Here is a 23,096-nt window from a genome sequence, read left to right as displayed (position 1 = left end):
GCGGAGCGCCGCGCCCACCGGTGAGCCGTGCACCGGACCGGGGTCGCGAGGAGGAATGCTCGCCCACGGGAGGGGACATGACGGTGTGTCGGATGTCAGACAGGCTTTTCCCGCACGTGTCCGCCGCTTCACCCAGGAGCCTTCGCGTCGGCCTGGGATGGCAGGGCGGTGCGGGTACGACCGGTGGCGCCGCACAGGTCGAGTCGTACGTCGGGAGAGGCATGTCTGTCAGAGCCGAGACGTTCGGGTGCGCGGTACGGAGTGTGCGCCGGAGGGCCGGACGAGGTCTGGTGCTGGGGACCGTACTGACCCTGGTCGCGTTCGTTCCGTCGGCCGGCGCGAGCGCGCAGGCCGACGACCCCGACGCGGACGCGGTCGCGTGGACCACTCGGTACGTGGCCCCCGGCGTCGAGGTCCGTACCGGGGTGCTCAGCGATCCGCGGGCCGCCGGCGTGTGGACGGTCACCGTCCAGGCCCCGGCCGTCAACCGCCTCACGGGCGCCGCCGCCTGGGCCCCGCTGGGTGACCGCGGCTGGGCCGACACCACCGCCGGACAGTTGCGGGCCGCCGGGTTCACACCGCGCGCCGAGCGGGTGCCGTGGGACCAGTACACCGACACCCCGCACGGCACGATGGGATGGCAGGTCCGGGTCGGCCGGTACGCCACGCAGGCCGAAGCGGCGACGCTGGGCTCGGCGGTGTCGGCCGCCGGGTTCCGTACCTCCGTCGAGTGGACGGGCTACGACGGGCGCACGGGCACCGACGCGGAACGCATCCATGTCGCCGTCGTCGATCCGGCCCGGCTGCGCGGCACGGTCGAGGTCAGCGACGGCGGCGACACCGCGGACCGCGAGAAGACCTCGACGGTGGCTGCCCGCCTGGGCTCCCTGGTCGGCGTCAACGGCGGATTCTTCGTCACCTCCGACGCCGACGGCGTCCAGGGCACCTCGGCCGGACTGTCCGCGGTCCACGGCGAGTTGCAGTCCATGGCGGCCGGCGCCCGTGCCGCGCTGATCCTCGCCGACGGCGGACGCCACACCCGGGTCGCCGACCTGTCCACCACGGTGACCGTCCGTTCCGGCTCCGCCGTCCGCGCGGTGGAGGGCATCAACCGGGTCCCTGGCAAGGTGCGCAACTGCGGCCGCCCCGGCTCCGTGCCCACCGAACTCCCCCGCCAGGACGTCACCTGCTCGCTCGCGGACGACCTGGTGAAGTTCACCTCCGAGTTCGGGGCGCCACTGCCGGCCGGCGCCGGCGTCCAGGTGGTCCTGGACCGGCACGGTGTCGTGGTGTCCCGCGGCGACCGGGGCGGCTCCGTACCCGACGGCGGCTCGGTCCTCCAGGGCACCGGGGCCGCGGCCGGCTGGCTCACCGAGCACGCCGCAACGGGCAGCCGGCTGAAGCTGCGGGAGACGGTCCGGGACGCCTCGGGCAGGCAGGTCCGGCTCGGTCCCGACGACAGCGTCGTCAGCGCGGCCCCGACGCTGGTCGAGGACGGCCGGGTCCACATCGACGCGGCCACCGAGGGCACACTCGACCCGCTCGACCTCTCCTTCGGGTTCGCCTGGTCCAACGTGCGCCAGCCGCGCACCCTGGCCGGCATCGACGGCCGCGGGCGGCTGCTGCTCGTGACCGTGGACGGCCGGCAGCCCGGTGTCAGCGAGGGCTTCACGCTCGCCGAGGCCGCGCGGTTCATGCGCTCACTCGGCGCGGTACAGGCACTCAACCTGGACGGCGGCGGCTCCTCCGCCATGGCCGTCGACGGCAGCCTGGTCAACGTCACGTCCGACGCCACCGGCGAGCGTGCCGTCGGCGACACGGTCCAGGTCCTGCCGCGCACCGGACGGGACTGAGCCGGGGCACATTCCGGCCGCGCCGGGGGCATCCGCCCGGCGCGGCACCGGGATATCCGACGCGCCGGCCGTGCCGGGCGTGGCTCCGACGGGCTTCACGCCGGCACCGCCGCGCCGCGCCGGGCTGCCGGCCCTCGTCAGGACCTGGCGGTCACCCTGCCGAGCTCGTCCAGCAGCTCCCGCGTCAGGGGCGCCATGTCGGTCTCCTCGGCCGCCGCGAGCCACCTCTCGAAGCCGACCTTGAAGACGGCCACCCCGGCTTCCGCGGTCAGGGTCGCGGTGGGCTCCGGCACGCCGCGCCCGCGCAGGGCTTCGGCGAGGGCGGCCGCCAGCGAGGCGAGCTTGATCAGCTCGCGCTCCTGGAGCTCGGGGTGAGCGACGACCACGGCCTGCCTGCGCAGGGCGTACTCGTGGCGGCCGGCGAACATCTCAGCCGCCGCGTCCAGTCCCGCGCCGAGCACGTCGAGCAGCGGGGCGGACGCCGGGGCCTGCACGACGGCGGCCACGAACAGCTCCTGGAGCGGCGAGCCCGCGAAGAGCACCTCGCGCTTGTCGGCGTAGTGCCGGAAGAAGGTCCGTTCGGTGAGGCCGGCCTGCCGGGCGATCTGCGCCACCGTCGTCTGTTCGTACCCCTGCTCCGCGTAGAGCTGCAACGCCGCTGCCGCCAGGCGCTCCCGCGCGTTCGGCTCCCATCTGCCCATGGCCCGAATCCTACGCGATGACAGTGACTGACATCGAGTGCTACCGTCGATGTCAGTCACTGTCATCGATAGTCAGGAGTTCCCCATGCGTGTTTTCGTGACCGGCGCGTCCGGCTGGCTCGGCTCCGCCGTCGTTCCCGAACTCCTCGACGCCGGGCACCAGGTGGTCGGACTGGCCCGCTCGGACTCCTCCGCCGCCGCGCTCACCAGCGCCGGGGCCGAAGCCGTCCGCGGCACCGTCGACGATCTGGACGTGCTGCGCGCGACCGCCGCCGCGTCGGACGGCGTGATCCATCTCGCCTTCAAGCACGACATCGCCTTCAGCGGCGACTTCCGAGGGGCGGCCGAGGCGGACCGCCGGGCCGTGGACGCGTTCGGCGAGGTGCTGGCCGGTTCGGACCGGCCCTTCGTGCTCGCATCGGGCCTGCTCGGGCTCACTCCCGGGCGACTGGCCACGGAGCGGGACATGCCGGCGGTCGACGGCTCGCCGGTATCCGAACGGCAGGCCACCGCCATGGCGGCGCTGGAACTGGCCGCGCACGGTGTGCGTTCCTCGGTGGTCCGGCTCGCGCCCACCTGCCACGGCGAGGGCGACAACGGATTCATGGCGGCACTCGTGGGGATCGCCCGGGAGCGGGGCGCCTCCGGATACGTCGGCGACGGCGCCAACCGGTGGCCCGCCGCGCACCGGCTCGACGTCGGCCGGCTGTTCCGGCTGGCCGTGGAGAAGGCGCCGGCCGGTTCGGTGCTGCACGGCGCGGGCGAGGAGGGCGTGGCGATCCGTGACGTCGCCGAGGTGATCGGACGTCACCTGGACGTGCCGGTCGTCTCCGTGCCGCCCGCGGACGCGGCCGAACACTTCACCTGGCTGGGCGGCTTCATCGGCATGCACAACCCGGCCTCCAGCACGGCCACCCGTGAACTGCTGGAGTGGCGGCCGGCCCACCCGGGCCTGCTGGAGGACCTGGACAAGGGCCACTACTTCGGCCCGGCCGCCTGACCCGGGCGGGCGACCGGGGCCCACTGCCGGTCGCCCGCGGAGCGGGTGCCGGGTGCCGCGGCGCACCCGGCACCGCTCTGCGGCCCCAGGTCCGAGCGGCCGCCGGCCGCGCTCCGGTGCCGGCACCGGCGTGCGCTCACGCGGGGCTTCGCGTCACCTTCGCCAGAACAGGTGGTGCGTCACGCCGCTCGGGCTCGGTACGACCTCCAGATGGAAGCGGTCGAGCAGCTCGTCGGGGGACTCCCAGAGCCGCAGCCCCGGCCCTAGCTTCACCGGCGAGACGACCACGTGCATGGTGTCGACCAGGCCCGCGTCGAGAAACTGCCGGACCGTGGACACCCCGCCGCCGAGCCGCACGTCCCGGCCCTGCGCCGCTTCCCGCGCCCGTTCGAGGACCGCGGCCGCGTCGCCGTCGACGAAGTGGAACGTGGTGTCGGAGAGCGTGAACGACGGACGCTCGTGGTGGGTCATGACGAACACCGGCGTGCGGAACGGCGGTTCCTCACCCCACCAGCCGCGCCACTCGTCGTCGGACCACGGCCCGCGCTGGGGCCCGAACTTGTTGCGGCCCATGATCTCGGCGCCGATGTTGCGCGCGAAGTCCCGGGTGAAGCAGTCGTCGAGGCCCCGGCTGCCACCGGGTTCCGTGCGCATCGGCCAGCTCGCCGTGGCTCCCGCCCAGGCGAACAGTCTCTGGGCACCGTCGAGACCGAACGGCCGCTCAAGACTCTGCTGCTCACCCGCGCCGACACCGTCGCTCGAGACGCAGAAATTCATGACTTTCAGCAGTTGATCCATGGGGTTCCTCATCAGGTCCTGGTGCGTCGTCGTGCGGCGGGGCGCCGCACACCATGACGTCGAACGGGAGACGGCCGGATCGACAGCCGTCCACGACCGCCCCTCCGGCACGGTCCTTTTGCGGCCTTTACCCGGTTTGCTCCATCGGGTCAAGTCACGATCCCTCGGAACGTGACCCTGTCGTGCCCCTCGGGCCTACTTGAAGTGCGGGCCTCACCGGAAGGACATCCGGACCGTCCGTACTTTCCGGGGCAGGAACAGGAGCCCCCATCGACAGGAGAAATCCCATGAGCCGTGTTTTCCACACCAACAGCAAGATCCGTGCCGGCCGTCGCCGCACCGACAGCGGCGTCCGTTCCAGGCGCCGGGGCCTCGGTCTCGCGGCATTCGCCGCATCGGCCGCGGTGATCACCGGGGGCATCCTCCTTCCCACGTCCGCCGCGATGGCCGCACCGATGCCCACCGGGCATGTCGTGAGCCTCGTCCAGGGCGGCGGCGCCGGCGGGGACGGAGGCGCCGGAGGCGGCGGTCTCATCGGCGGAGGCGGTGGTTCCGGCGGCTCCGGCGGCGGCAGCGTCCTGGGGGCCGGGGGCGACGGCGGCAAGGGCGGCAACGGGGGCGCCGGCATCCTGTCCGGCGGTGGCGGGGGCGGCGGCGGAGGCGGGGGCGACGGTGTCGTCGGTGGTAACGGCGGCGCCGGCGGCAACGGCGGCACGGGGCTGTTCGGCGGCAGCGCCGGATCCGGCGGCTCCGGCGGCTCCGGCATCCTCAAGGGCGGCAACGGCGGCAAGGGCGGCAACGGCGGCTTCGGTGTCTTCCAGGGCGGCAACGGCGGCAAGGGCGGCGCGGGCGGGCTCGGTCTGCTCTTCGGCGGCCTGGGCGGCAACGGTGGCGCCGGCGGCGGCAGCCTCTTCTGACCTCCCGTCCCGGGCGGGGTGCAGGCCGGCGGGCCTGCACCCCCGGCCCCGATCCGATCCGACCCGACCAACGAAAACGGAGAACCCCATGTCCATAAGTCTCTGGCGGCGTCCGCTCGTCCTCGCTGTCGCCTCGGTGGCCTTCGCCTCCGGCACGGCCTGCGCCGCCCAGGCAGCCTCGTACCGCACTGCCGGCACCCACCACGCCGCCCCGGCCGACCCGCACCTCTGCGGCCACGGCGGGAAGGGCGGAGCGGGCGGGGAAGGCGGCAAGGGCGGTGCTCCCGGCCGGCCCGGAGAGCCCGGCAGACCCGGCCGACCCGGCTGCCTCGCGATCGGCGAGCTGCCCGACAGGAACGGATCGGATCTCACCGGCCTGGACCGGACAAGGATCGTGCTGGCCGTGGAGTCGGGACAGGCGAAGAAGGACGACGTGATCAAGAAATACAAGATCTCCGAGAAGGAGTTCGACACCTGGGACAAACAGTTCCGTGAGGGGAACTGGGCCACACTGACCGGCCTGAATTCCCTGTTCGGCTCCTGAGGAGCTGTTCCCGGCCCGCACCGGCCCGGTGCGGGCCGGTGTCCTTCTGCCAAGCCCGAGCCTTTGGAAAGAGGATTGCCATGCGTACGCGCTCCTGGAAGGTCCGTCTCGGTCTCACGGTCTCCACCGTCCTGGCCGCTGGTGCGGCTGCGGCGGTCGCGGCACCGGCCGCGATGGCGGCACCGGTCCCGCAGGGCCACCCCGCCACGTCGGCCGCGGCCACAGCCGCACCCACCCGGCAGCTTCCCGCCGACAGTGCCCGGCCGGGCGGCGGCAGCCTGTTCGGCAGCGGCCGGATCGTCACCGTCAAGGCGGGCGACGGCAGCGTCCGCATCGGGGACCGGGTGTGCGCGGGCAACTGCAAGTCAACCGTGAACGGGAGCAACGGCGGCCGCGGCGGGATCTGCGCCGGACTGTGCGACAACAGCGCCAACGGCGGCACCGGTACACCCGGCACACCTGGTCGCCAGGACACCGACGGCGGAACCGGCGGCAACGGCGGCAACGGCGGCAACGGCGGGATCTGCGCCGGAATCTGCACCAACAGCGCGGGCGGAGGCACCGGTGGGACCGGCGGTACCGCGGCAGGCACCGGCACCGGCGGCCGCGGCGGCAACGGCGGCGCGGGCGGTATCTGCCTCGGCCTCGGCTGCGGAACCGGCGTCATGCGCCCCATCGGCTGACCGGTAGGGTGCAGCCGTGGAACGGATCTTGGTGGTGGGTGTGACCGGCGCGGGCAAGTCCACGCTGGCACGTGCGCTGAGCGGCCGCCTGGGCCTGCCCTACCACGAGATGGACGCCCTGTATTACAACGGTCCCCAGTGGGCCACCAACGGCAACCTGGCCGCGGACGTCTCGCGGCTCACCGCCGGGCAGGGCTGGATCATCGACTCACTGGGATATCCCGAGGTCCGGGACCTGATGTGGGACCGCGCCGACACCGTGATCTGGCTGGACTACCCCAGACACGTCATCATGCCCCGCGTCCTGCGCCGCTCCCTGGGACGCACCGTCACCCGCGAGGTCGTCTTCGGCGGCAACAGGGAGACCTGGACCGGCTGGCTGCACCGCGACCACCCCGCCTGGTGGGCCTGGGCGCAGCACGCGCCCCGTACCCGCGAGATCGAGCGCCGTCTGCACGATCCGCGCTTCGCCCCGCTGCACACCCTCCGCTTCCGCCGCCCCCAGGACACCACGGCCTGGCTGGCAGCCCTGTGACCCCGGCCGGCAGCCGGTGAGGGCGCCCCAGGACCGCACCGCCGGACGGAAGGCGGGAGCGGGTCAGTAGTGGATCGGGCCGGCCTTCCCGCCGCCGACGGCGATCGACTCGCCGTTGATCGCCACGCTCAGCGGGCTGGCCAGGAAGGCGACGGTGCTCGCGACCTCCTCCGCGGTGACCAGACGTCCGATGCTCACCTCCGAGGCGAGGCGCCGTACGGCCTCCGTCTCGTCCACGCCCTGCGCCTCGGCCATGGCGGTGAACAACGCCGGGGACGCCTCGGTGATCGTCGCGCCGGGGTGGACGACGGTGACGTTGACGCCCTGGGGGCCGAGTTCGTCCGCCAGGTTCTTCGTCATCGCCGCCACCGCGACGTTGCGCACCGAGCCGATCACCGACCCGGTCTGCCGGGCCGCCAGACCGCTGACGTTGATGACGCGCCCCCAACCGCGCGCGGTCATCAGCGGTGCCACCGCCCGCACGCAGCGCAGGTAGCCGAGGACCTTCGTCTCCACCTCCTGGCGGAGCCGGTCGTCGTCGATGTCGGCGAGCGCACTGGCGAACCCCGAAGCGGCAGGGGTGGCGGCGCAGTTGACGAGGACGTCCACGCTCCCGAACTCGTCGGCCGCGCGCCGCACCAGTTCCTGTACGGACGCCTCGTCGGTGGTGTCCGTGACCACGGCCAGTGCCCGGCCGCCGTCGGCGACGATGCGCGCGGCCGCCGCGTCGAGCGCGTCCCCGCCTCTGGCGGCCAGCACGACAGCGGCACCTTCGGCGGCCAGCGCGCGGGCGACGGCGTATCCGATGCCCCGGCTCGCGCCCGTGACGATCGCGCACTTTCCGGCGAGTTGCAGATCCATGAGCGAGCGGCCTCCCAGGTCACCTGGCGGGTACGGGCCGCCAGTGTAGATCGCGTTCGCCCTGCGGACCTCGGCGGCCCCCCTGTCCCGCGGCGTCTCGTGGTCAGGTACCGGCGGCCGGGAAGAGTTCTCCCACGGCCTGGCGCAGTGAGGTCGGCGGGCGGCCGAGGACGCGCGTGAGATCGTCGGTCTGCCGCTCCAGGGCGCCGGACCGGACCTGTCGCTCGAGCCAGCCGCTGACGCCGGGGAGGGGATCGCGTTCGCGGTGGCGGATGGGCCTGCCGTGCATGCGGCTGAGGATCCGGGCCGGCTCGGGGAACGTCCACCGGACGCCCGTGAAGTCGTAGGCGCGGCCCAGAGGGTGGTCCTCGGTGAGCACGCGGGCGGCCGCCTCGGCGAGGTCGGCGCGGGAGGCGGTGTTGATCCCGTGCCCGCCGGTGCCGTCGGACAGCTCCCCGTCGGATACGGCCACGTGCAGCCCGGGGTTCAGGAACGCCTCGCTGTAGAAGGGGTGGCGGAGCAGGGTGTGGGGCAGACCGCTGTCCCGGAGCGCCTGTTCGGTGAGGTGATGTGCCGAGGTGAGCCCGTCGGCCCTGGTGCCGGCGTCCAGGAAGCTGGTGTAGACGACCGCGCCGACCCCGGCGTCCCGGGCCGCGTCGACGGCGGCCCGGTGGTGGCCGCGGGTCGGGTCGAGCTCGGGGGACGAGACGAGCAACAGCCGGTCGGCGCCCTTGAACGCGGCGTTCAGGGTGGCCGGCTCGTCTTAGTCGCCGCGGCGGACCCGGACGCCCCGGGCGGCGAGGTCGTCCACGCGATCGGGGGAGCGCACGGCGACGGTGCGATCCGTCGCCGGGATCCGGGCCAGCAACCGCTCCACGACCAGCCGCCCCAGTGCCCCCGAGGCCGCCGAGGCCGCCGAGGCCGCCGAGGCCGCCGAGGCCGCCGAGGCCGCCGACACGACGATCACCCACGTCTCCTTCGTCCAGGCGGGATTGACGGTGTGTCATCGACATGGGCGGCCGTGGGCCGCCGTGATGACGAGCACACCCTGGACGCCCCGCGCCGGTGCCGTCAAAGGCTTACCCGGAGCGCCGAGTCGTACGGCCGGCGTCGTCACCGCTGCCGCCGCGGCCGCCGCGGGCGACCTGCCCGGTGATCATCACGGCGAGGCCGGCCAGGAGGATCACGCTGCCGATCAGCGTGCCCGACTGGCGGACACCGGGAGTGTCGATCACGAGGCCGAAGACGACCTGCCAGCACAGCGCGAAGGCGATGACGAGCTGGCCCCAGCCGTAGACGCGCGGGGAGCGGACATGGCGACGGTTCATGGGGAGCACCCAGCCACGGGTGACCGAGGCGGCGCCGGAGGCGGCGATGAGTGCCGCCCCCAGCAGGGGCGCGATGGCCAGGTACAGCTTCATGGTCTCTCCCCCGGGTGTGTCCGCATGATCATGGCACCTGCCGCGGGGGTACGTCCATGGATCCGCCGCTCCGGGAGCCCAGGGTGCGGTTCGCCCGGCCGGGGCGGCGGAGCGGGTCCTGAGCCGCCCGGGTCAGTCCGGCGTCTCGTCGTGGGGCTCCTCCTCGCTCGGCAGGCCCTCCGGGCGGCGGCCGCGCGGCTGCTGGGGCTCGGGGCGGACGGAGCCGGGCGGCACCTGCCGGTCCACCGGCTCGTCGACGGTCACGGTCAGCGGTTCCCCGAAGTGGAGCACGGTGAGGGGTTCGCCTTCCACCAGACGGTAGCGCGCACGGGTCGGCCCGATGTCGACCTTCAGCCTCTGCCCGCGCGTCTGCACCGTGAACGCCACCCGGGACAGTGCCTCGGGCAGACGCGGTGCGAAGCCGAGCAGGCCCGGCTTCCCGTCGGCGTCGAGGTGTCGCCGCAGGCCGCCGAAACCGCCGACCAGGGCGAGCCAGGTCCCGGCGAGGGAGGCGATGTGCAGACCGTCGCGGGTGTTGTGCTCCAGGTCGTCCAGGTCCATCAGTGCGGCTTCGGTGAGGTAGGCGTAGGCCAGCCGCAGATGTCCGGTCTCGGCGGCGAGCACCGCCTGGCAGCATGCCGACAGAGAGGAGTCACGGACGGTCATCGCCTCGTAGTAGGCGAAGTTGCGTACCTTCTCCTCGTCGGTGAAGGAGTACGGACACTCCAGCATCGCCAGTACCACGTCGGCCTGCTTGACCACTTGTTTGCGGTACAGGTCGAAGTAGGGGTAGTGCAGCAGCAGCGGGTAGTGCTCGGGCGGAGTGGCGTCGAAGTCCCAGTGCTGGAAGGTGGTGAATCCGGCCGACTGTTCGTGCACGCCGAGGGCGTGGTTGTACGGCATCGCCATACGGGCCGCGGCCTCGCGCCAGCCGGCGGTCTCCTCGTCGTCGACACCGAGTTCCTCGGCCCGGTCCGGGTGGCGCGCGGCCACGTCCGCCGCGGCCATCAGGTTCTGGCGGGCCATCACGTTGGTGTACAGGTTGTCCCGCGCGATCGCACTGTACTCGTCGGGCCCGGTGACGCCGTCGATGTGAAAGACCCCGTCGGCGTCGTGGTGGCCGAGGCGGCGCCACAGCCGGGCGGTCTCAACGAGGAGGTCGAAGCCCTCGTTCCGCTCGAACTCCTCGTCGCCGGTGACCATGACGTACCGGACCGCGGCGATGGCGATGTCCGCATTGATGTGGAAGGCCGCCGTCCCGGCCGGCCAGTAGGCGGACGACTCCGAACCGTCGATCGTCCGCCAGGGGAACATCGCCCCCGCCAGGTTCAGCTCACGGGCGCGCTCCCGGGCCGCCGGCAGCATCCTGTGCCGCCAGCGCAGCGCCGACGCGACGGCCTCCGGTGCGGTGAACGTCAGCAACGGCAGCACGTAGGACTCGGTGTCCCAGAAGGAGTGCCCGTCGTATCCGGTGCCGGTCAGCCCCTTCGCGGGGATCGCCCGGTTCTCGCCCCGGGCGGCCGCCTGGAGCACGTGGAACAGCGCGAACCGCACCGCCTGCTGGATCTGCGCGTCGCCCTCCACCTCCACGTCCGCTCCGGCCCAGAACTCGTCCAGATACGCCCGCTGCCCCGCCACCAGCCCGTCCCAGCCGGCGCTGACCGCCGACGCCACCGCGCCGTCCACCTGGTCACGCACGGCCGACTGCGAACGCTCGCCCGACCAGCCGTAGGCCACGAACTTGTACAGCCGCAGGGGCTGTCCGGGAGCCAGGTCCGCCGTCACCGTCAGGCGGCTGACATCGGGCTCGCTCTGTGCCGTCCAGTGGGTGCTCTCCGGCCCCTCGACCAGGTGGTCGGCCGCCGCCCCCACCCGCAGCGCGCTGTGGTCGGTGCAGTGCAGCAGCCGCAGGCGGGTGCCCTGTGCGAAGCTCTCCTCCGGCGTCAGCGGGGACTCGATCGCCGCGGCGACCCGCGGATCGCCCTGCAGGCGCGGCAGTTGCTCGTTGGCGACGAGCTCCGACTGCACGGCCACCGTGGCCGGTCCGTCTTCGGGCTCGACCTCGTACACGATCGCGGCCACCGCCCGCTGGGTGAAGGACACCAGCCGCCGTGAGGTGATCCGAACCGTACGGCCGCCGGGAGACATCCACCGTGCGGTACGGCTGAGCACACCGGTACGGAAGTCCAGTACCCGCTCGTGCTCCAGGAGCCTGCCGTAGCGCAGATCGTACGGGTGGTCGTCGACCAGCAGACGGATGATCTTGCCGTCGGTGATGTTGATCATCGTCTGGCCGGACTCGGGATACCCGTAGCCGGCCTCCGCGTAGGGCAGGGGATGCCGCTCGAACACGCCGTTGAGGTAGGCGCCGGGCAGCCCGTGGGGCTCTCCCTCGTCCAGGTTGCCCCGCCATCCGATGTGACCGTTGGACAGGGCGAACACCGACTCGCTCTGGGCGAGCAGGTCCAGGTTCAGCTCGTTCTCACGCAGACACCATGGCTCCACCGTGAAACTGGGATGAGTGATCACCGCGACTCCTGGATCCGGTCGTCTCACTGGCAACGTGTTTGCGGAGACATTCGTCGCACGGACGGTTCCGGGCGGCCGCACGTGCCTTCGCGGTCCGGGTGCGCACGGCGTCGAGGCTAGGTGGTGCCCGCACCCGAAGCTCCGCCCGGCACGCCGGAAGGCACCCGCTCGGTCCAGGCGCGCACGGCCGCTCGCTCAGCCGGCCCTGCGCGTTCTGACTCCGTCGGCCTCGACGCCGTGGACGGTCCGGCCGATCCGCAGGCCGTCGACCGCACCGGCCCACGTGCAGTCGCCGCCCTCGGTCACCGCTGCCGGGCGTCCGTGTGGCCGGCTGGGGCGGATACCCGCCGTGGGTGCGACGGTGTAGCCGTCCTGTCCCGGTTTCGCGTACGTTCTTGCGATGGCTGACGAGTGTTTCGGGCATCCACGGCTCGCCGCGATCTACGACCCCCTCGACCCCGACCGCAGCGATCTCGACGCCTATCTGCGGATGGCGGAGGAGTTCGGGGTGCGCCAGGTCCTGGACATCGGCTGCGGCACCGGAGTCTTCGCGCTTCTGCTGGCCGGCCGGGGGATCGAGGTCGTCGGCGTCGATCCCGCCGCGGCGTCCGTCGATGTCGCCCGGGCCAAGCCGGGAGGTGAGCGGGTGCGCTGGGTCCGGGGTGACGTGAGCGACCTGCCGCCGATGCAGGCCGACCTCGCGACGATGACCGCGAACGTCGCCCAGGCCGTCGTGGATCCGCAGGCGTGGCGGAGGACGCTGCGCGGAGCCTACGAAGCGCTCCGACCCGGCGGGCGTCTGGTCCTGGAGACCCGTGATCCGGCCCGGCGCGCCTGGGAGGAGTGGACCCGCGAGATCTCCTTCCGCGTGACGGAGATCCCGGGCGTCGGCCCCGTCGAGAACTGGGTCGAGCTGATCGAGGTTGACCCGCCCCTGGTGACCTTCCGGCAGACGTACGTCTTCGCCGCGGACGGACAGGTGCTGACGTCGGATTCGACGTTGCGCTTCCGGGAACGGGCCGAGGTCGAAAGGGACTTGTCCACGCTGGGCTACGTGGTCGAGGAGGTCCGCGGCGCCCCTGACCGACCGGGAAGGGAGTTCGTCTTCGTGGCACGACGTCCGGCGGTCCCGGCCGGCTGAACAGGGGGCGCCGGCGCTCGGGGGGCCGGGCTCCGCGATGCGGATCACGAGGGGGCCACCGGCGCAGTGACGGCCGGCGGCTCAGTCCTCGGCGACCCGGATGACCGTCCGGCCGGGGACGCGCTGGCCGGGGGCGAAGGCCGCGACCGCCTCGGTCAGCGGGCGGACCGCGCCGACCCGTACCCGCAGGCGTCCGTCCCGGAGACGCTGTGCCAGGTCCGCGAGGCGCGACCGGTCGGGTTCCACGACGAAGAACACCGCCCGGCCGGACTCGGGCCGGACCCTGGGCGGCTCGGCGATCGAGACGAGCGTGCCGCCGGCCCGTACCAGGGCCGCCGACCGATCGAGGACGTCACCGCCGATCACGTCGAACACCACGTCGACCTCACCGGCGTCCGCGAGACCGACGGCGTCGAGGTCCAGGAACGTGTGCGCGCCGAGTGCGAGGACGGTGTCCCGGTCGGCGGACCGGCCGGTGCCGATCACCCGGGCTCCCGCCTCCTGCGCGAGCTGCACCGCGAGCGAGCCGACGCCCCCCGCCGCGCCGTGGATCAGGACGGTCTGGCCGGTCACGATCCGCGCGTGGCCGAACAGGCCCTGCCAGGCGGTCAGCCCGGAGATCGGCAGCACGGCCGCCACCGTGTGGTCGACGTCGGCGGGCAGCGGGGCGAGGTTGCGGGCCTCCACGGCGACGTACTCGGCCAGCGAGCCGTCGCGGGCCCAGTCGGTCAGCCCGAAGACACGCTGGCCGACCGTGAGACCGGTGGTTCCGTAGCCGAGTTCCGCCACGACACCCGAGACCTCGTGCCCGGGCACGCTCGGTGTCCGGTCGCGGCCGGCGCGGTCGGTCCACGTGCCGGCCCAGGTGAGTTCCCCCCGGGTGAATCCCGCGGCATGCACGCGCACGACCACGTCGTTCTCGGCGGCGTGGGGATACGGCAGGTCGGTCAGGGTCAGCCCGCCGGCTCCGGCGTCGCGGTCGGTAGCGGTGACGGCTCGCATGAGCGTTCCTCCTGTGTGCTGGGTCAACGGGACTGGCGCAGCCCGGCGTCAGCCGGTGAACGCCTGGTCGCTGCCCCGGTGGACGCCCCGCCCGTGCCGGCGTTCGACCTCGGTCGGGACGGGGCACGGTCATGACGGGTGGTTCCAATCGGATGATCAGCCTGCGCGTGGCAGCCGGGCACGTGCACGCCGTGGTCGTGCTCCTGGCTGCATCGTCGCCACTCGGGTGGCTTGCCGCCACTCGGCGACACCCACGACGTCAGGCCGCGGAGCCATCCGCTCACCCACAGGGAAGCCGGTCCCTGTCACCGGATCCCCGATGCCGCGAGTCGCCCCGCTGGGCGTCATGAAGAACCTGCCGCCGGCCGCACCCTTGGCGGCCGGTGGCAGGCGCCCCCCGCCGCACGCGGACCCGAACCTGCCGCGCGCCCTCCCGGCCGTGTACCGCTCGGGATCGTTCACGGCGGCGGCGCCCCCGCGGGTTCAGTAGCCGATGGCCTCGCGGAGCAGCAGGACGGTGCCGCGTCCGGCCTGGTGTTCCCCGTTGAGGACGAGGAGCCGGTTGACGGCGCTGGGCCACCCGTAGGCCTTCCGGGTGCGGGCGCTTTCCAGCGGAAGGCAGTGTTCCTCGACGCGCCGCAGCGCGGTGTCCAGGTCGGGTACCACCTTCTGCGCCCCGACGATCCAGATCGCGCGGCCCGCGCCGCCCGCGTAGCCGGGCAGCTGGCTTCCGCTGCCCGAGGCGATCACGAGGGAGCCGGTCTCGGTGAGCGCGGCGACGCTGCCCACGATGACGTCGGGGGAGGCGAGCAGCCGCCGGATGCCGTCGGCCTCGGCGGCCCGGTCCATGGCCAGGACACGGGGCTTGACGGCCCGGTACCGGTCACCGCCGTTGATGTCCTCGTCGATCCCGGACAGCCGGAGGGTCTCGCTCGCCCCGGTGAAGACACTGGCACCCTCCGGGATCAGCTCCTTGACGCGGGCGCGTGCGGCGATGACGTCGTCGAGGATCTCCACGGTGAAGCCGTGTGCGGTGAGCGCCGCGGCCGCCCGTTCCAGGCGCTGTGCGGGCGCCGGATCGGTGAACTGTGTCGCCGGCATGGAGGTGGTCATGGTGTCTCCGGACTCCCTGTTCGCTGGATGATGTGTGCGTCTGACCGTTCGACAGCGCGGCGCGGTGGAATGTGAGGCGGCGCGCGGCCTCACATTCCGGTGCGCTGTCCTGTCGAACCGGTGAGGACAGCTGCGACCGAGGGAGCCGCCGGCACCATGACCACCCGATCCGGGCAGGGACACGGACAGGCCGATCGGGGCCTGGAAGCGATCGTGAGCGAGCGGCGACAGCTCATGAACATCGCCTACCGGCTTCTCGGCTCCCTGGCCGAGGCCGAGGACGCCGTCCAGGAGACCTGCGCGCGCTGGTACGCGCTGTCACCGGCGCAGCGGGACGCCATCGAGTCCCCCGGTGCCTGGCTGACGACGGTCACCGGACGCGTCTGCCTCAACGTGCTCGGCTCCGCGCGGGTGCGCCGGGAGACCTACGTGGGTGAATGGATCCCCGAACCGCTGCCCGAACGTACGGAGTGGACCACCGGGCGGTCCGGCGGTGCCACCGACGACCCGGCCGAACGGGTCACCCTGGACGAGTCGGTCGACCTCGCCTTCCTGGTCGTGCTCGAATCGATGACCCCGGCGGAACGCGTCGCGTTCATCCTGCACGATGTGTTCTGCCTGCCCTTCGCCGAAGTGGCCGGGATCGTCGGCCGCGCCCCGGCGGCCTGCCGCCAGCTGGCCTCCTCGGCCCGCCGCCGGGTCCGGGCCTCGCGGCCCGCGGCGGCTCCGGCGGCCGAACGCGCCGACGTCGTCAGGGACTTCAAACGGGCGTGGGAGGCACAGGACATCGCGGCGCTCATCGCGCTGCTCGACCCCGACGCCACGGCGACCGCCGACGGCGGCGGCCTCGCCGTGACCTTCCCGCACCCCATCGAAGGCGGTGAGCGGATCGCGTCCGCCTGGCTGGAGATCGCCCGCCGCAGGACCGGCGGCATGGCGCTCCTGGAGCGTACGGTCAGCGGTCAGCCCGGACTGGTGGCCCTCCAGGACGGCGTGGTCGTGTCGGTGTTCGCGTTCGATGTCGCGGGCGACCGGATCAGGAACATCTGGGTGATGCGCAACCCGGACAAACTCATTCACTGGACGACAGGCTGACCGGTCACGACGCTCAGGGACGCCGACGGCGCGCCGTGCGGGCCTTACACCGGCACGGCCGCACAGCAGATTCCGGCCGCCCCGTCCTCCCGGTCGAAGGCGGCGCCCCGGTCCCCGATCGTCTCGGTCTCCCGGCGCCAGGACCCGGGCAACGGGCCCAGCGGGATCCGCGGATACGCCCCGGCGACCAGGACCTTTCCCGCAGCGGTGACCCACGGCCAGGTCCCGGCGTCCAGGGTGCGGCCGAGTGCCCCGGCGTTGTCCCCGGGGGTCCAGTCCAGGACCAGCGTCCGGCCCTCCCGCAGCACGCTGAGCCCACCGAGGCGGCCAACCGCATCGCCGCCGTGAAGCCGTACGCGGGCCCGGGCTTCGTGCACTGGCCGGACCTGGAACGCAGGCCCGACGGCTCCAACTACGCGGGGGTCACGGCGGCCGGGATCAGGGTCTCCGCGACGGCCTGGATCGCCGAGGTGGAAACCGCGTTCACGCACCAGCGGGTCGGCCTGTACACGGCGGGCAGTGACCTGGCGGCCGGCCATGCGCCGGCCGCGGTCCCGCTCTGGTACCCCGCCTGTCCCCGGTCCGGTGCGCCGGCCTGCACACAGGCCGAGGCCCACCCGAGGCCCAGCCCGTCCGGCCGGTCTCCGCTCTTCCGGCAGTTCACCTCGACTCCCCTGGACTTGTCCATCTGCTGTCCGAGCGAGCCGGCGCTGCGCGCCTGGGCCGCCGGAGAGGAAACCGAAGACATGGCGCTCACCACGGACGACATCAACAAGGTCGCGGCCGCGGTCGTCGCGAAGCTCGTGGCGGCGGCGGTGTGCCGGAGACGGCGGACATCACGCACGTCGCGTCCGCCGCGTCGAAGGCGGTCCTGACCATGAACGGAGTCATCAAGGCTCCGGCCGACGCCCCGGACACGAAGACCAATCCCTACTGGGCACTCCAGTCCTGCATCAAGGACACCAACGGCCGGATACGGCTCGCGCAGGCGACGGAGGCGCCCCAGAACGCGGTCATCGCGCAACTCACCGCGTCCCTCGCGACGTTCGACAAGAACACCGACCCCGCCGCTCTCGTCTCCTCCATCACCACGGCGATCGAGACGGCCGTGGGCAAGGTCGTCATCCACCTCGACCCCACGTCCTGAGACGCCGGAAGGGCTGTCCCGTGAACCTCTTCGCCCGCTTCATGCGTACGGTCGTGCCGATCGTCGCCGGGCTCCTGCTGACCCTGCTGGTCCACCTCGGCGTCGACGTCGGCTCGGCGTCGGTGGCGAGCGTGGTCACCACGGTTCTCACCGGCGCGTACTACACGACGGTCCGGCTCCTCGAAAGCCTCGCCGTGAAGATCCGGTCGCGGCCGCTCGCCACCGTCGCCGGCATCCTGCTCGGCTGGGCGGCCCCGCCCGGCAACCCGAGCGCGGCGCACCCGGCCCGACAGACCCGCTGACCCCGCCCGCCGGGTCCCACCGCCGCACCATCCCCCCGATCCGCCGGACGACCACGGTCAGGAAGCCGCAGCTGCGTCGGCCGGGTGGGGAAGAAGTCGCATGGCGCGTCCACATAGGTGAACATCATGCACATGGGTGTACAGGGTTCGAGACTGCATGCCACACTCCTTCAACTTCTGTGCACCACAGTCCAGTTGGAGAGGCAGGCAGTCATGTCCATCTCCCGGCGGGCCGTGCTGGCCACGGCAGGCGGCGCCGCGGCCGCCTACGCCAGCGCACCTCTGCCCGCGCATGCCGAGGCCGGGCACGTGCCGGCCGCCACCACGCAGGTCCTCAGAGCCGCCGCCGACTACGCGGTCGAGAAGGTCCGCGCCGTGGCACCCGGCGTCACCGGCTTCCCCGTCTCGACCCGGTTCGAGAAGTGGACCTACTCCCAGAACGGCGACTGGGTGGGCGGGTTCTGGCCCGGCACCCTGTGGATGTGCTGGCTCCACACCGACGACGAGCGGTTCCGCACCCTCGCCCAGGACTCCGCCCGCAAGCTCGCCCCCCGCCGCACCGACACCACCACGCACGACCTCGGCTTCCTCTTCACCCCCTCCTGGGTCACCGCCTGGCGCCTGACCGGACAGGACGAGTGGCGGACCGGCGCCATCGAGGCGGCCCGCTCGCTCAGCCGGCGCTACAACCCGCGCGGCCGGTTCCTGCGGGCCTGGGGCGCGCTGAACGACCCCGCCAACGCCGGGCGCATCATCATCGACACGATGATGAACCTCGACCTGCTCCTCTTCGCCTCGCAGCAGACCGGAGACACCGCCTGTCGCGACATCGCCGTCGCCCACGCCGAGACCGCGCAGCGCCTCTTCCCGCGGGCCGACGGTTCCACCCCGCACGTCTGGGACCTCGACCCGGCCACCGGCGCCCCCATCGGCCCCGACACCGTCCAGGGCTACAGCCCCACCTCCTGCTGGTCCCGCGGACAGGCCTGGGGGATCTACGGGTTCACCACCCTCTACCGCCGGACCGCCGACCCCCGGTTCCTCACCACGGCGACGCGTCTCGCCGAGTACGCCATCGGCGTACTCACCCCCGACCACGTGCCCGTCTGGGACTACCGGGCGCCCCAGCACCCCCACGACATCAAGGACGCGTCCGCCGGCGCCGTGATGGCCTGCGGGCTCCTCGACCTTGCCGCCGCCACCGGCCACCAGAAGTACCGCACGGTCGCTCTGCGGATGCTGACCGCACTCGCACAGACCTGTCTGACCAGGGCCTCCACCCGGGCGGACGCCGTCGTCGCCCGGTGCACCCGCAACCGGCCCGCCGAGGACGGCATCGAGGTCTCCCTCCCCTACGCCGACTACTACCTCCTCGAAGGCATCCACCGGATCCTCCACCCGCAGGCCCTCGACCGCGCCATCGACCTCAGCACACCCTGACCACGACGACCGCAGTTCAGTGGGTGTTACATGGACCGCTGTCTCCCCGATCGGCCGGTGGTGAGATGATCACACCATGGGGACGGAAGAACTCGTTCGGCGCCGGACGCGCCGAGCCGTCACGCCGGAAGCAGGCGTCCCAGACCACCGAGTCGACCTTCCGCACCCCGAAAGGGGAAGTACCGTGTCCGTGTTCCAGCGCATTCTCGTCGCCGTCGATCCCAGTCCCGCCCGCGCTTCCGCCGTACGACTGGCGGGCGAGCTGGCGCAGCTCGCCAACGCCGAGGTCCGCGTCGTGCACGTCATCGCCTCCGCCGCCTCCCTCGCGGCGATCGTCCCGCTGGAGGAGGACACCGAGGCGCAGGCCGTTCTCGACGAGGCCCTCGCCGCACTCCGGGACCTCGGCGTCAAGGCCGACGGAACCCTCCTGAGGGGACTCACCACGCAGGTCGCGGCCGCGATCTCGGAGACCGCCGAGGAGTTCGGTGCCGACCTCATCGTGCTGAGCCCGCACCACCGCAGCGCCGCGCGGGCGCTGTTCGACCCGCGGGTCAGCGACGCCGTCGCCCACCGCGCCCACACCGCGATCCTGCTCGCCCCGGAGCCCCAGCACCAGGGCTGAACCGGACCCGGGCCCCGGGCCGCCGTGGACTTCCGTGTCCGCGGCGGCCCCGGGGCTCGTGCGGGCCCCGGGACACGCCGAAGCCGTCGCTGGCGTCGGCGCCAGGGCAGTGCGTCCCGCTCGTCACTGTCGGCCTCCCTGCGCTGGAGCGCGGTGCCGACCGCCTCGCCGATCGCCGCGAACTGGGTCACCTGCTCGGGCCTCAGGGCGTCGGAGACGGCCCGGCGGACCGCCTCCACACGGCCGGGGCCGCGCGCTCCAGCAGCCGCATGCCCTCCTCGGTGAGGACGGCGAACTGGTGGCGGCGGTTTCCGGGGTCCTGACGCCGGTCGGGGCAGCCGGTCCCCCGGAGGGGGGTCACCGCGTGGGCGAGCCGGCTCCGGGTGATCGTCAGGCGTTCGGCCAGTTCGGACATGGTCAGGCTGTGATCCCTGACCGAGGACATATGCACGAGCAGGGTGTAGTCGGCATGGGTCATGCCCGCGTCGCGCCGCAGCCGGCGGTCGAGGTGGTCGGACAGATGGGTGGAGAACTGGACGCAGGCGAGCCACGCCCGTCGTTCCTACGGCTTGAGCTGGCGTGGCGTCGTGGTCATGGGCCTACCATGATCGCCTCTGTTTGAATGTTCAAACACCACTGGGAGAACGTCAGGCGCCGACGTACTCCGCGAGGTGCTCGGCGGTGAGGGTCTTGCGGGCGGCGACCAGGTCGGCCGGGGTGCCCTCGAAGACGATCCGGCCGCCGTCGTGGCCGGCGCCGGGGCCGAGGTCGATGATCCAGTCCGCGTGGGCCATGACCGCCTGGTGGTGCTCGACGACGATCACGGACTTGCCGGCGTCGACCAGCCGGTCGAGCAGGCCGAGCAGCTGCTCGACATCGGCGAGGTGCAGGCCCGCGGTCGGCTCGTCGAGGACGTAGACGCCGCCCTTGTCGGCCATGTGGGTGGCCAGCTTGAGACGCTGACGCTCGCCGCCGGACAGGGTGGTCAGCGGCTGGCCGATGGTCAGGTAGCCGAGACCGACGTCCCGCAGCCGCTGGGCGATCCGCTGGGCGGCCGGGACGTTCGCCTCGTCCGCCGCGAAGAACACCACGGCCTCGTTCACCGACAGGGCCAGCACCTCGCTGATGTCCCGGCCGTGCAGTGCGTAGTCGAGCACCGACCTCTCGAACCGCTTCCCGTCGCAGTCCTCACAGGTGGTGGCCACCCCGGCCATCATCGCCAGGTCGGTGTAGATGACGCCGGCGCCGTTGCAGGTGGGACAGGCGCCCTCGGAGTTGGGGCTGAACAGGGCCGGCTTGACGCCGTTCTCCTTGGCGAAGGCCTTGCGGATCGGCTCCAGGAGGCCCGTGTACGTCGCCGGGTTGCTGCGCCGGGAGCCACGGATGGCGCCCTGGTCGACGGAGATCACCCCGGCCCCTGCCGGGATCGAGCCGTGCACCAGGGAGCTCTTGCCGGAGCCGGCGACGCCCGTGACCACGGTGAGGACCCCGAGCGGGACGTCGACGTCGACGCCCTGGAGGTTGTGGGTGCTCGCGCCGCGGATCTCCAGCGCCCCGGTGGGCTTGCGGACGCTCTCCTTGAGGCCGGCCCGGTCGTCGATGTGGCGGCCCGTGACGGTGCCGGACTTGCGCAGGCCCTCGACGGTGCCCTCGAAGCAGACGGTGCCGCCCCCCGCACCGGCGCCGGGGCCCAGGTCGACGACGTGGTCGGCGATCGCGATGACCTCCGGCTTGTGCTCGACGACGAGGACGGTGTTGCCCTTGTCGCGCAGCCGCAACAGGAGGCCGTTCATGCGCTGGATGTCGTGCGGGTGCAGGCCGGTGGTGGGCTCGTCGAAGACGTAGGTGGCGTCGGTGAGCGAGGAGCCGAGGTGGCGGATCATCTTGGTGCGCTGTGCCTCGCCGCCGGACAGGGTGCCCGCCGGACGGTCCAGCGACAGGTAGCCGAGGCCGATCTCCACGAACGACTCCAGGGTGTCACGGAGTGTCTTCAGGAGCGGTGCCACCGACGGCTCGTCGAGGCCGCCGACCCAGGCGGCCAGATCGCTGATCTGCATCGCGCAGGCGTCGGCGATGCTGATCCCGGCGATCTTCGAGGAGCGCGCGCCCTCGTTCAGGCGGGTGCCGTCGCAGTCGGGGCAGGTGGCGAAGGTGACCGCCCGCTCCACGAACTCGCGGATGTGCGGCTGCATCGACTCCTTGTCCTTGGACAGCATCGACTTCTGGATGCGCGGGATCAGACCTTCGTAGGTCATGTTGATGCCCGCGATCTTCATCCGGGTCGGCTCGCGGTGCAGGAAGTCGTGCAGTTCCCTCTTGGTGAACCTGCGGACCGGCTTGTCCGGGTCGAAGAAGCCGGACTCGGCGTAGAGGCGGGAGTTCCAGCCGCCGCCCTTGTAGCCGGGGACGGTGATCGCGCCCTCGTTGAGCGACTTGGTGTCGTCGAAGAGCTGGCCGAGGTCGAGGTCCGTGACGGCGCCGCGGCCCTCGCAGCGCGGGCACATGCCGCCGGTGATGCTGAAGCTGCGGCGCTCCTTGACCTGCTGTCCGGCGCGTTCGACGGTGACGGCTCCCGCCCCGCTGATGGAGGCGATGTTGAAGGAGAACGCCTTGGGCGAGCCGATGTGCGGGGTGCCGAGCCGGCTGAAGAGGATCCGCAGCAGTGCGTTGGCGTCGGTGGCGGTGCCGACGGTGGAGCGGGGGTCGCCGCCCATCCGCTGCTGGTCGACGATGATCGCGGTGGTCAGTCCGTCGAGCACGTCGACCTCGGGGCGGGCCAGGTTCGGCATGAAGCCCTGGACGAACGCGGGGTAGGTCTCGTTGATCAGCCGCTGCGACTCGGCGGCGATGGTGTCGAACACCAGCGAGCTCTTGCCCGAGCCGGAGACTCCGGTGAATACCGTCAGCCGGCGCTTCGGGATCTCGATGCTGACGTCCTTGAGGTTGTTCTCGCGCGCGCCGTGCACACGGATCAGGTCGTGGCCGTCCGCCACGTGCGGCGTGGACACCTGCTTCTCGGTCTTTCCGGCCATGCTCAAACCCGTCTCCATCCGCTGCGCGGGGCCTCCGTCGACGGCCGCCACGCTAGCCGGGGTCGAACCCTGGCGCTTCTCCATTCCTGACCGCTCCGGCCGACCGCGATCCGCCGGCCCGCCCCGCCGGGCTCGGCCACGAAGATCTCCTGTTCTCACGGGACGTCCACGAACCGGCCCCGACGTGCACGGGGTCCGTCATGTCCGCCCCGGCGGCGCACGGGTGATGGTGCGTTCACCCAGCTCCCTCGACATGACGGTGTACGAACTGGACGACACCACGGACGTCAACGACCTCGTCGCCCTCGGGAACAAGGGCGTCACCGTGCGGGTGGTCCTGGACCGGGTCCGTCACAGAGA

The 23,096-nt window shown here is 72.6% G+C and carries 25 protein-coding genes; 13 read left to right on the top strand and 12 right to left on the bottom strand.

Features of this window, described 5'->3' with window-relative positions; genetic code table 11:
* Nucleotides 1-221 precede the first annotated feature (221 nt).
* Nucleotides 222-1,853, top strand: coding sequence for a phosphodiester glycosidase family protein (locus ACZ4O3_RS06695; RefSeq protein WP_467721449.1), 1,632 nt, complete (start codon nt 222-224; stop codon nt 1,851-1,853).
* Nucleotides 1,854-1,990: 137 nt separating this feature from the next.
* On the opposite strand, the gene ACZ4O3_RS06690 is transcribed toward ACZ4O3_RS06695, so the two are convergent.
* On the bottom strand, nt 1,991-2,554 hold the full coding sequence (locus ACZ4O3_RS06690; RefSeq protein ID WP_467721448.1) for a TetR/AcrR family transcriptional regulator: 564 nt from the start codon (nt 2,552-2,554) through the stop codon (nt 1,991-1,993).
* 85 nt (nt 2,555-2,639) lie between these two features.
* Here ACZ4O3_RS06690 and ACZ4O3_RS06685 point away from each other — a divergent pair, with 85 nt between their 5' ends.
* Nucleotides 2,640-3,554 carry an SDR family oxidoreductase gene (locus tag ACZ4O3_RS06685; RefSeq protein ID WP_467721447.1) on the top strand — a complete coding sequence of 305 codons (915 nt, stop codon included), beginning with the start codon at nt 2,640-2,642 and terminating at the stop codon, nt 3,552-3,554.
* 153 nt (nt 3,555-3,707) lie between these two features.
* Here ACZ4O3_RS06685 and ACZ4O3_RS06680 read toward each other — a convergent pair whose 3' ends face one another.
* Nucleotides 3,708-4,352: a dihydrofolate reductase family protein gene (locus ACZ4O3_RS06680; RefSeq protein ID WP_384994573.1), complete on the bottom strand. Its 645-nt coding sequence runs from the start codon at nt 4,350-4,352 to the stop codon at nt 3,708-3,710.
* A gap of 287 nt (nt 4,353-4,639) precedes the next feature.
* Between ACZ4O3_RS06680 and ACZ4O3_RS06675 the strand changes: the two genes are divergently transcribed.
* The 4 genes from ACZ4O3_RS06675 to ACZ4O3_RS06660 all read left to right on the top strand — a co-directional run bounded on the left by ACZ4O3_RS06675 (nt 4,640) and on the right by ACZ4O3_RS06660 (nt 7,031).
* Nucleotides 4,640-5,269, top strand: a complete 630-nt coding sequence (locus ACZ4O3_RS06675; RefSeq protein ID WP_467721446.1) for a hypothetical protein — start codon at nt 4,640-4,642, stop codon at nt 5,267-5,269.
* Nucleotides 5,270-5,357: 88 nt separating this feature from the next.
* The gene (locus ACZ4O3_RS06670; protein WP_467721445.1) at nt 5,358-5,813 is read left to right on the top strand and encodes a DUF1153 domain-containing protein; all 456 of its coding nucleotides are present in this window, start codon (nt 5,358-5,360) and stop codon (nt 5,811-5,813) included.
* Nucleotides 5,814-5,893: 80 nt separating this feature from the next.
* On the top strand, nt 5,894-6,496 hold the full coding sequence (locus ACZ4O3_RS06665) for a hypothetical protein (protein WP_467721444.1): 603 nt from the start codon (nt 5,894-5,896) through the stop codon (nt 6,494-6,496).
* Between the two features lie 16 nt (nt 6,497-6,512).
* Nucleotides 6,513-7,031, top strand: a complete 519-nt coding sequence (locus ACZ4O3_RS06660) for a P-loop NTPase family protein (protein ID WP_362722697.1) — start codon at nt 6,513-6,515, stop codon at nt 7,029-7,031.
* Nucleotides 7,032-7,094: 63 nt separating this feature from the next.
* Here the strand turns inward: ACZ4O3_RS06660 and ACZ4O3_RS06655 are convergent, their stop codons facing one another.
* From ACZ4O3_RS06655 to ACZ4O3_RS06635, 5 genes are all read right to left on the bottom strand, one after another.
* Nucleotides 7,095-7,892: an SDR family NAD(P)-dependent oxidoreductase gene (locus ACZ4O3_RS06655; RefSeq protein WP_362722694.1), complete on the bottom strand. Its 798-nt coding sequence runs from the start codon at nt 7,890-7,892 to the stop codon at nt 7,095-7,097.
* Nucleotides 7,893-7,995: 103 nt separating this feature from the next.
* A complete protein-coding gene (locus ACZ4O3_RS06650) occupies nt 7,996-8,640 on the bottom strand; it encodes an NAD(P)H-binding protein (RefSeq protein WP_467721660.1) in 645 nt (214 codons plus the stop codon).
* 15 nt (nt 8,641-8,655) lie between these two features.
* Nucleotides 8,656-8,859, bottom strand: a complete 204-nt coding sequence (locus ACZ4O3_RS06645) for a hypothetical protein (protein WP_362722691.1) — start codon at nt 8,857-8,859, stop codon at nt 8,656-8,658.
* Between the two features lie 112 nt (nt 8,860-8,971).
* Nucleotides 8,972-9,313, bottom strand: a complete 342-nt coding sequence (locus ACZ4O3_RS06640; RefSeq protein ID WP_362722688.1) for a hypothetical protein — start codon at nt 9,311-9,313, stop codon at nt 8,972-8,974.
* 132 nt (nt 9,314-9,445) lie between these two features.
* Nucleotides 9,446-11,842 (bottom strand): glycoside hydrolase family 65 protein, encoded by a 2,397-nt coding sequence (locus tag ACZ4O3_RS06635; protein ID WP_467721443.1) that lies wholly within the window; start codon nt 11,840-11,842, stop codon nt 9,446-9,448.
* A gap of 400 nt (nt 11,843-12,242) precedes the next feature.
* On the opposite strand from ACZ4O3_RS06635, the gene ACZ4O3_RS06630 reads away from it, so the two are divergent.
* Nucleotides 12,243-12,983: a class I SAM-dependent methyltransferase gene (locus tag ACZ4O3_RS06630; RefSeq protein ID WP_467721442.1), complete on the top strand. Its 741-nt coding sequence runs from the start codon at nt 12,243-12,245 to the stop codon at nt 12,981-12,983.
* Between the two features lie 81 nt (nt 12,984-13,064).
* On the opposite strand, the gene ACZ4O3_RS06625 is transcribed toward ACZ4O3_RS06630, so the two are convergent.
* Nucleotides 13,065-13,985: an NADP-dependent oxidoreductase gene (locus ACZ4O3_RS06625; RefSeq protein WP_467721441.1), complete on the bottom strand. Its 921-nt coding sequence runs from the start codon at nt 13,983-13,985 to the stop codon at nt 13,065-13,067.
* Nucleotides 13,986-14,468: 483 nt separating this feature from the next.
* On the bottom strand, nt 14,469-15,098 hold the full coding sequence (locus tag ACZ4O3_RS06620; protein ID WP_362731498.1) for an LUD domain-containing protein: 630 nt from the start codon (nt 15,096-15,098) through the stop codon (nt 14,469-14,471).
* A 156-nt stretch (nt 15,099-15,254) separates the two neighbouring features.
* On the opposite strand from ACZ4O3_RS06620, the gene sigJ reads away from it, so the two are divergent.
* The gene (gene sigJ, locus ACZ4O3_RS06615) at nt 15,255-16,193 is read left to right on the top strand and encodes an RNA polymerase sigma factor SigJ (protein WP_467721440.1); all 939 of its coding nucleotides are present in this window, start codon (nt 15,255-15,257) and stop codon (nt 16,191-16,193) included.
* A 44-nt stretch (nt 16,194-16,237) separates the two neighbouring features.
* Here the strand turns inward: sigJ and ACZ4O3_RS06610 are convergent, their stop codons facing one another.
* Entirely contained in the window at nt 16,238-16,501 is a 264-nt protein-coding gene (locus ACZ4O3_RS06610) for a hypothetical protein (RefSeq protein ID WP_467721439.1), read from the bottom strand.
* A 36-nt stretch (nt 16,502-16,537) separates the two neighbouring features.
* Here ACZ4O3_RS06610 and ACZ4O3_RS06605 point away from each other — a divergent pair, with 36 nt between their 5' ends.
* The 5 genes from ACZ4O3_RS06605 (at nt 16,538) to ACZ4O3_RS06585 (ending at nt 19,704) form a co-directional block, all read left to right on the top strand.
* Nucleotides 16,538-17,068, top strand: coding sequence for a hypothetical protein (locus ACZ4O3_RS06605; protein WP_467721438.1), 531 nt, complete (start codon nt 16,538-16,540; stop codon nt 17,066-17,068).
* Nucleotides 17,069-17,070: 2 nt separating this feature from the next.
* Nucleotides 17,071-17,340, top strand: coding sequence for a hypothetical protein (locus ACZ4O3_RS06600; protein WP_467721437.1), 270 nt, complete (start codon nt 17,071-17,073; stop codon nt 17,338-17,340).
* A 20-nt stretch (nt 17,341-17,360) separates the two neighbouring features.
* Complete coding sequence (locus ACZ4O3_RS06595; RefSeq protein ID WP_467721436.1) at nt 17,361-17,642, top strand: hypothetical protein; 282 nt, start codon at nt 17,361-17,363, stop codon at nt 17,640-17,642.
* A gap of 213 nt (nt 17,643-17,855) precedes the next feature.
* Nucleotides 17,856-19,082: a glycoside hydrolase family 88 protein gene (locus ACZ4O3_RS06590; RefSeq protein WP_362732118.1), complete on the top strand. Its 1,227-nt coding sequence runs from the start codon at nt 17,856-17,858 to the stop codon at nt 19,080-19,082.
* A gap of 184 nt (nt 19,083-19,266) precedes the next feature.
* On the top strand, nt 19,267-19,704 hold the full coding sequence (locus tag ACZ4O3_RS06585; RefSeq protein ID WP_467721435.1) for a universal stress protein: 438 nt from the start codon (nt 19,267-19,269) through the stop codon (nt 19,702-19,704).
* 202 nt (nt 19,705-19,906) lie between these two features.
* Here ACZ4O3_RS06585 and ACZ4O3_RS06580 read toward each other — a convergent pair whose 3' ends face one another.
* Nucleotides 19,907-20,182 (bottom strand): MarR family winged helix-turn-helix transcriptional regulator, encoded by a 276-nt coding sequence (locus ACZ4O3_RS06580; RefSeq protein WP_467721434.1) that lies wholly within the window; start codon nt 20,180-20,182, stop codon nt 19,907-19,909.
* A gap of 169 nt (nt 20,183-20,351) precedes the next feature.
* Entirely contained in the window at nt 20,352-22,736 is a 2,385-nt protein-coding gene (locus tag ACZ4O3_RS06575; RefSeq protein WP_467721433.1) for an ATP-binding cassette domain-containing protein, read from the bottom strand.
* Nucleotides 22,737-23,096 lie beyond the last annotated feature (360 nt).

Source organism: Streptomyces sp. NPDC026515 (assembly GCF_055567595.1).
The sequence above is the reverse complement of the archived record's forward strand: the minus strand, read 5'-3'. Positions and strand labels throughout refer to the sequence as shown.

Excerpts from the sequence above, each read along its gene's own strand:
- sigJ (WP_467721440.1), top strand. The coding sequence starts at position 15,255 with ATGACCACCCGATCCGGGCAGGGACACGGACAGGCCGATCGGGGCCTG.
- ACZ4O3_RS06680 (WP_384994573.1), bottom strand. The coding sequence starts at position 4,352 with ATGGATCAACTGCTGAAAGTCATGAATTTCTGCGTCTCGAGCGACGGT.
- ACZ4O3_RS06685 (WP_467721447.1), top strand. The coding sequence starts at position 2,640 with ATGCGTGTTTTCGTGACCGGCGCGTCCGGCTGGCTCGGCTCCGCCGTC.
- ACZ4O3_RS06690 (WP_467721448.1), bottom strand. The coding sequence starts at position 2,554 with ATGGGCAGATGGGAGCCGAACGCGCGGGAGCGCCTGGCGGCAGCGGCG.
- ACZ4O3_RS06630 (WP_467721442.1), top strand. The coding sequence starts at position 12,243 with ATGGCTGACGAGTGTTTCGGGCATCCACGGCTCGCCGCGATCTACGAC.
- ACZ4O3_RS06620 (WP_362731498.1), bottom strand. The coding sequence starts at position 15,098 with ATGACCACCTCCATGCCGGCGACACAGTTCACCGATCCGGCGCCCGCA.
- ACZ4O3_RS06665 (WP_467721444.1), top strand. The coding sequence starts at position 5,894 with ATGCGTACGCGCTCCTGGAAGGTCCGTCTCGGTCTCACGGTCTCCACC.
- ACZ4O3_RS06600 (WP_467721437.1), top strand. The coding sequence starts at position 17,071 with ATGAACGGAGTCATCAAGGCTCCGGCCGACGCCCCGGACACGAAGACC.
- ACZ4O3_RS06675 (WP_467721446.1), top strand. The coding sequence starts at position 4,640 with ATGAGCCGTGTTTTCCACACCAACAGCAAGATCCGTGCCGGCCGTCGC.
- ACZ4O3_RS06640 (WP_362722688.1), bottom strand. The coding sequence starts at position 9,313 with ATGAAGCTGTACCTGGCCATCGCGCCCCTGCTGGGGGCGGCACTCATC.
- ACZ4O3_RS06695 (WP_467721449.1), top strand. The coding sequence starts at position 222 with ATGTCTGTCAGAGCCGAGACGTTCGGGTGCGCGGTACGGAGTGTGCGC.
- ACZ4O3_RS06655 (WP_362722694.1), bottom strand. The coding sequence starts at position 7,892 with ATGGATCTGCAACTCGCCGGAAAGTGCGCGATCGTCACGGGCGCGAGC.
- ACZ4O3_RS06575 (WP_467721433.1), bottom strand. The coding sequence starts at position 22,736 with ATGGCCGGAAAGACCGAGAAGCAGGTGTCCACGCCGCACGTGGCGGAC.
- ACZ4O3_RS06580 (WP_467721434.1), bottom strand. The coding sequence starts at position 20,182 with ATGACCCATGCCGACTACACCCTGCTCGTGCATATGTCCTCGGTCAGG.
- ACZ4O3_RS06625 (WP_467721441.1), bottom strand. The coding sequence starts at position 13,985 with ATGCGAGCCGTCACCGCTACCGACCGCGACGCCGGAGCCGGCGGGCTG.
- ACZ4O3_RS06590 (WP_362732118.1), top strand. The coding sequence starts at position 17,856 with ATGTCCATCTCCCGGCGGGCCGTGCTGGCCACGGCAGGCGGCGCCGCG.
- ACZ4O3_RS06670 (WP_467721445.1), top strand. The coding sequence starts at position 5,358 with ATGTCCATAAGTCTCTGGCGGCGTCCGCTCGTCCTCGCTGTCGCCTCG.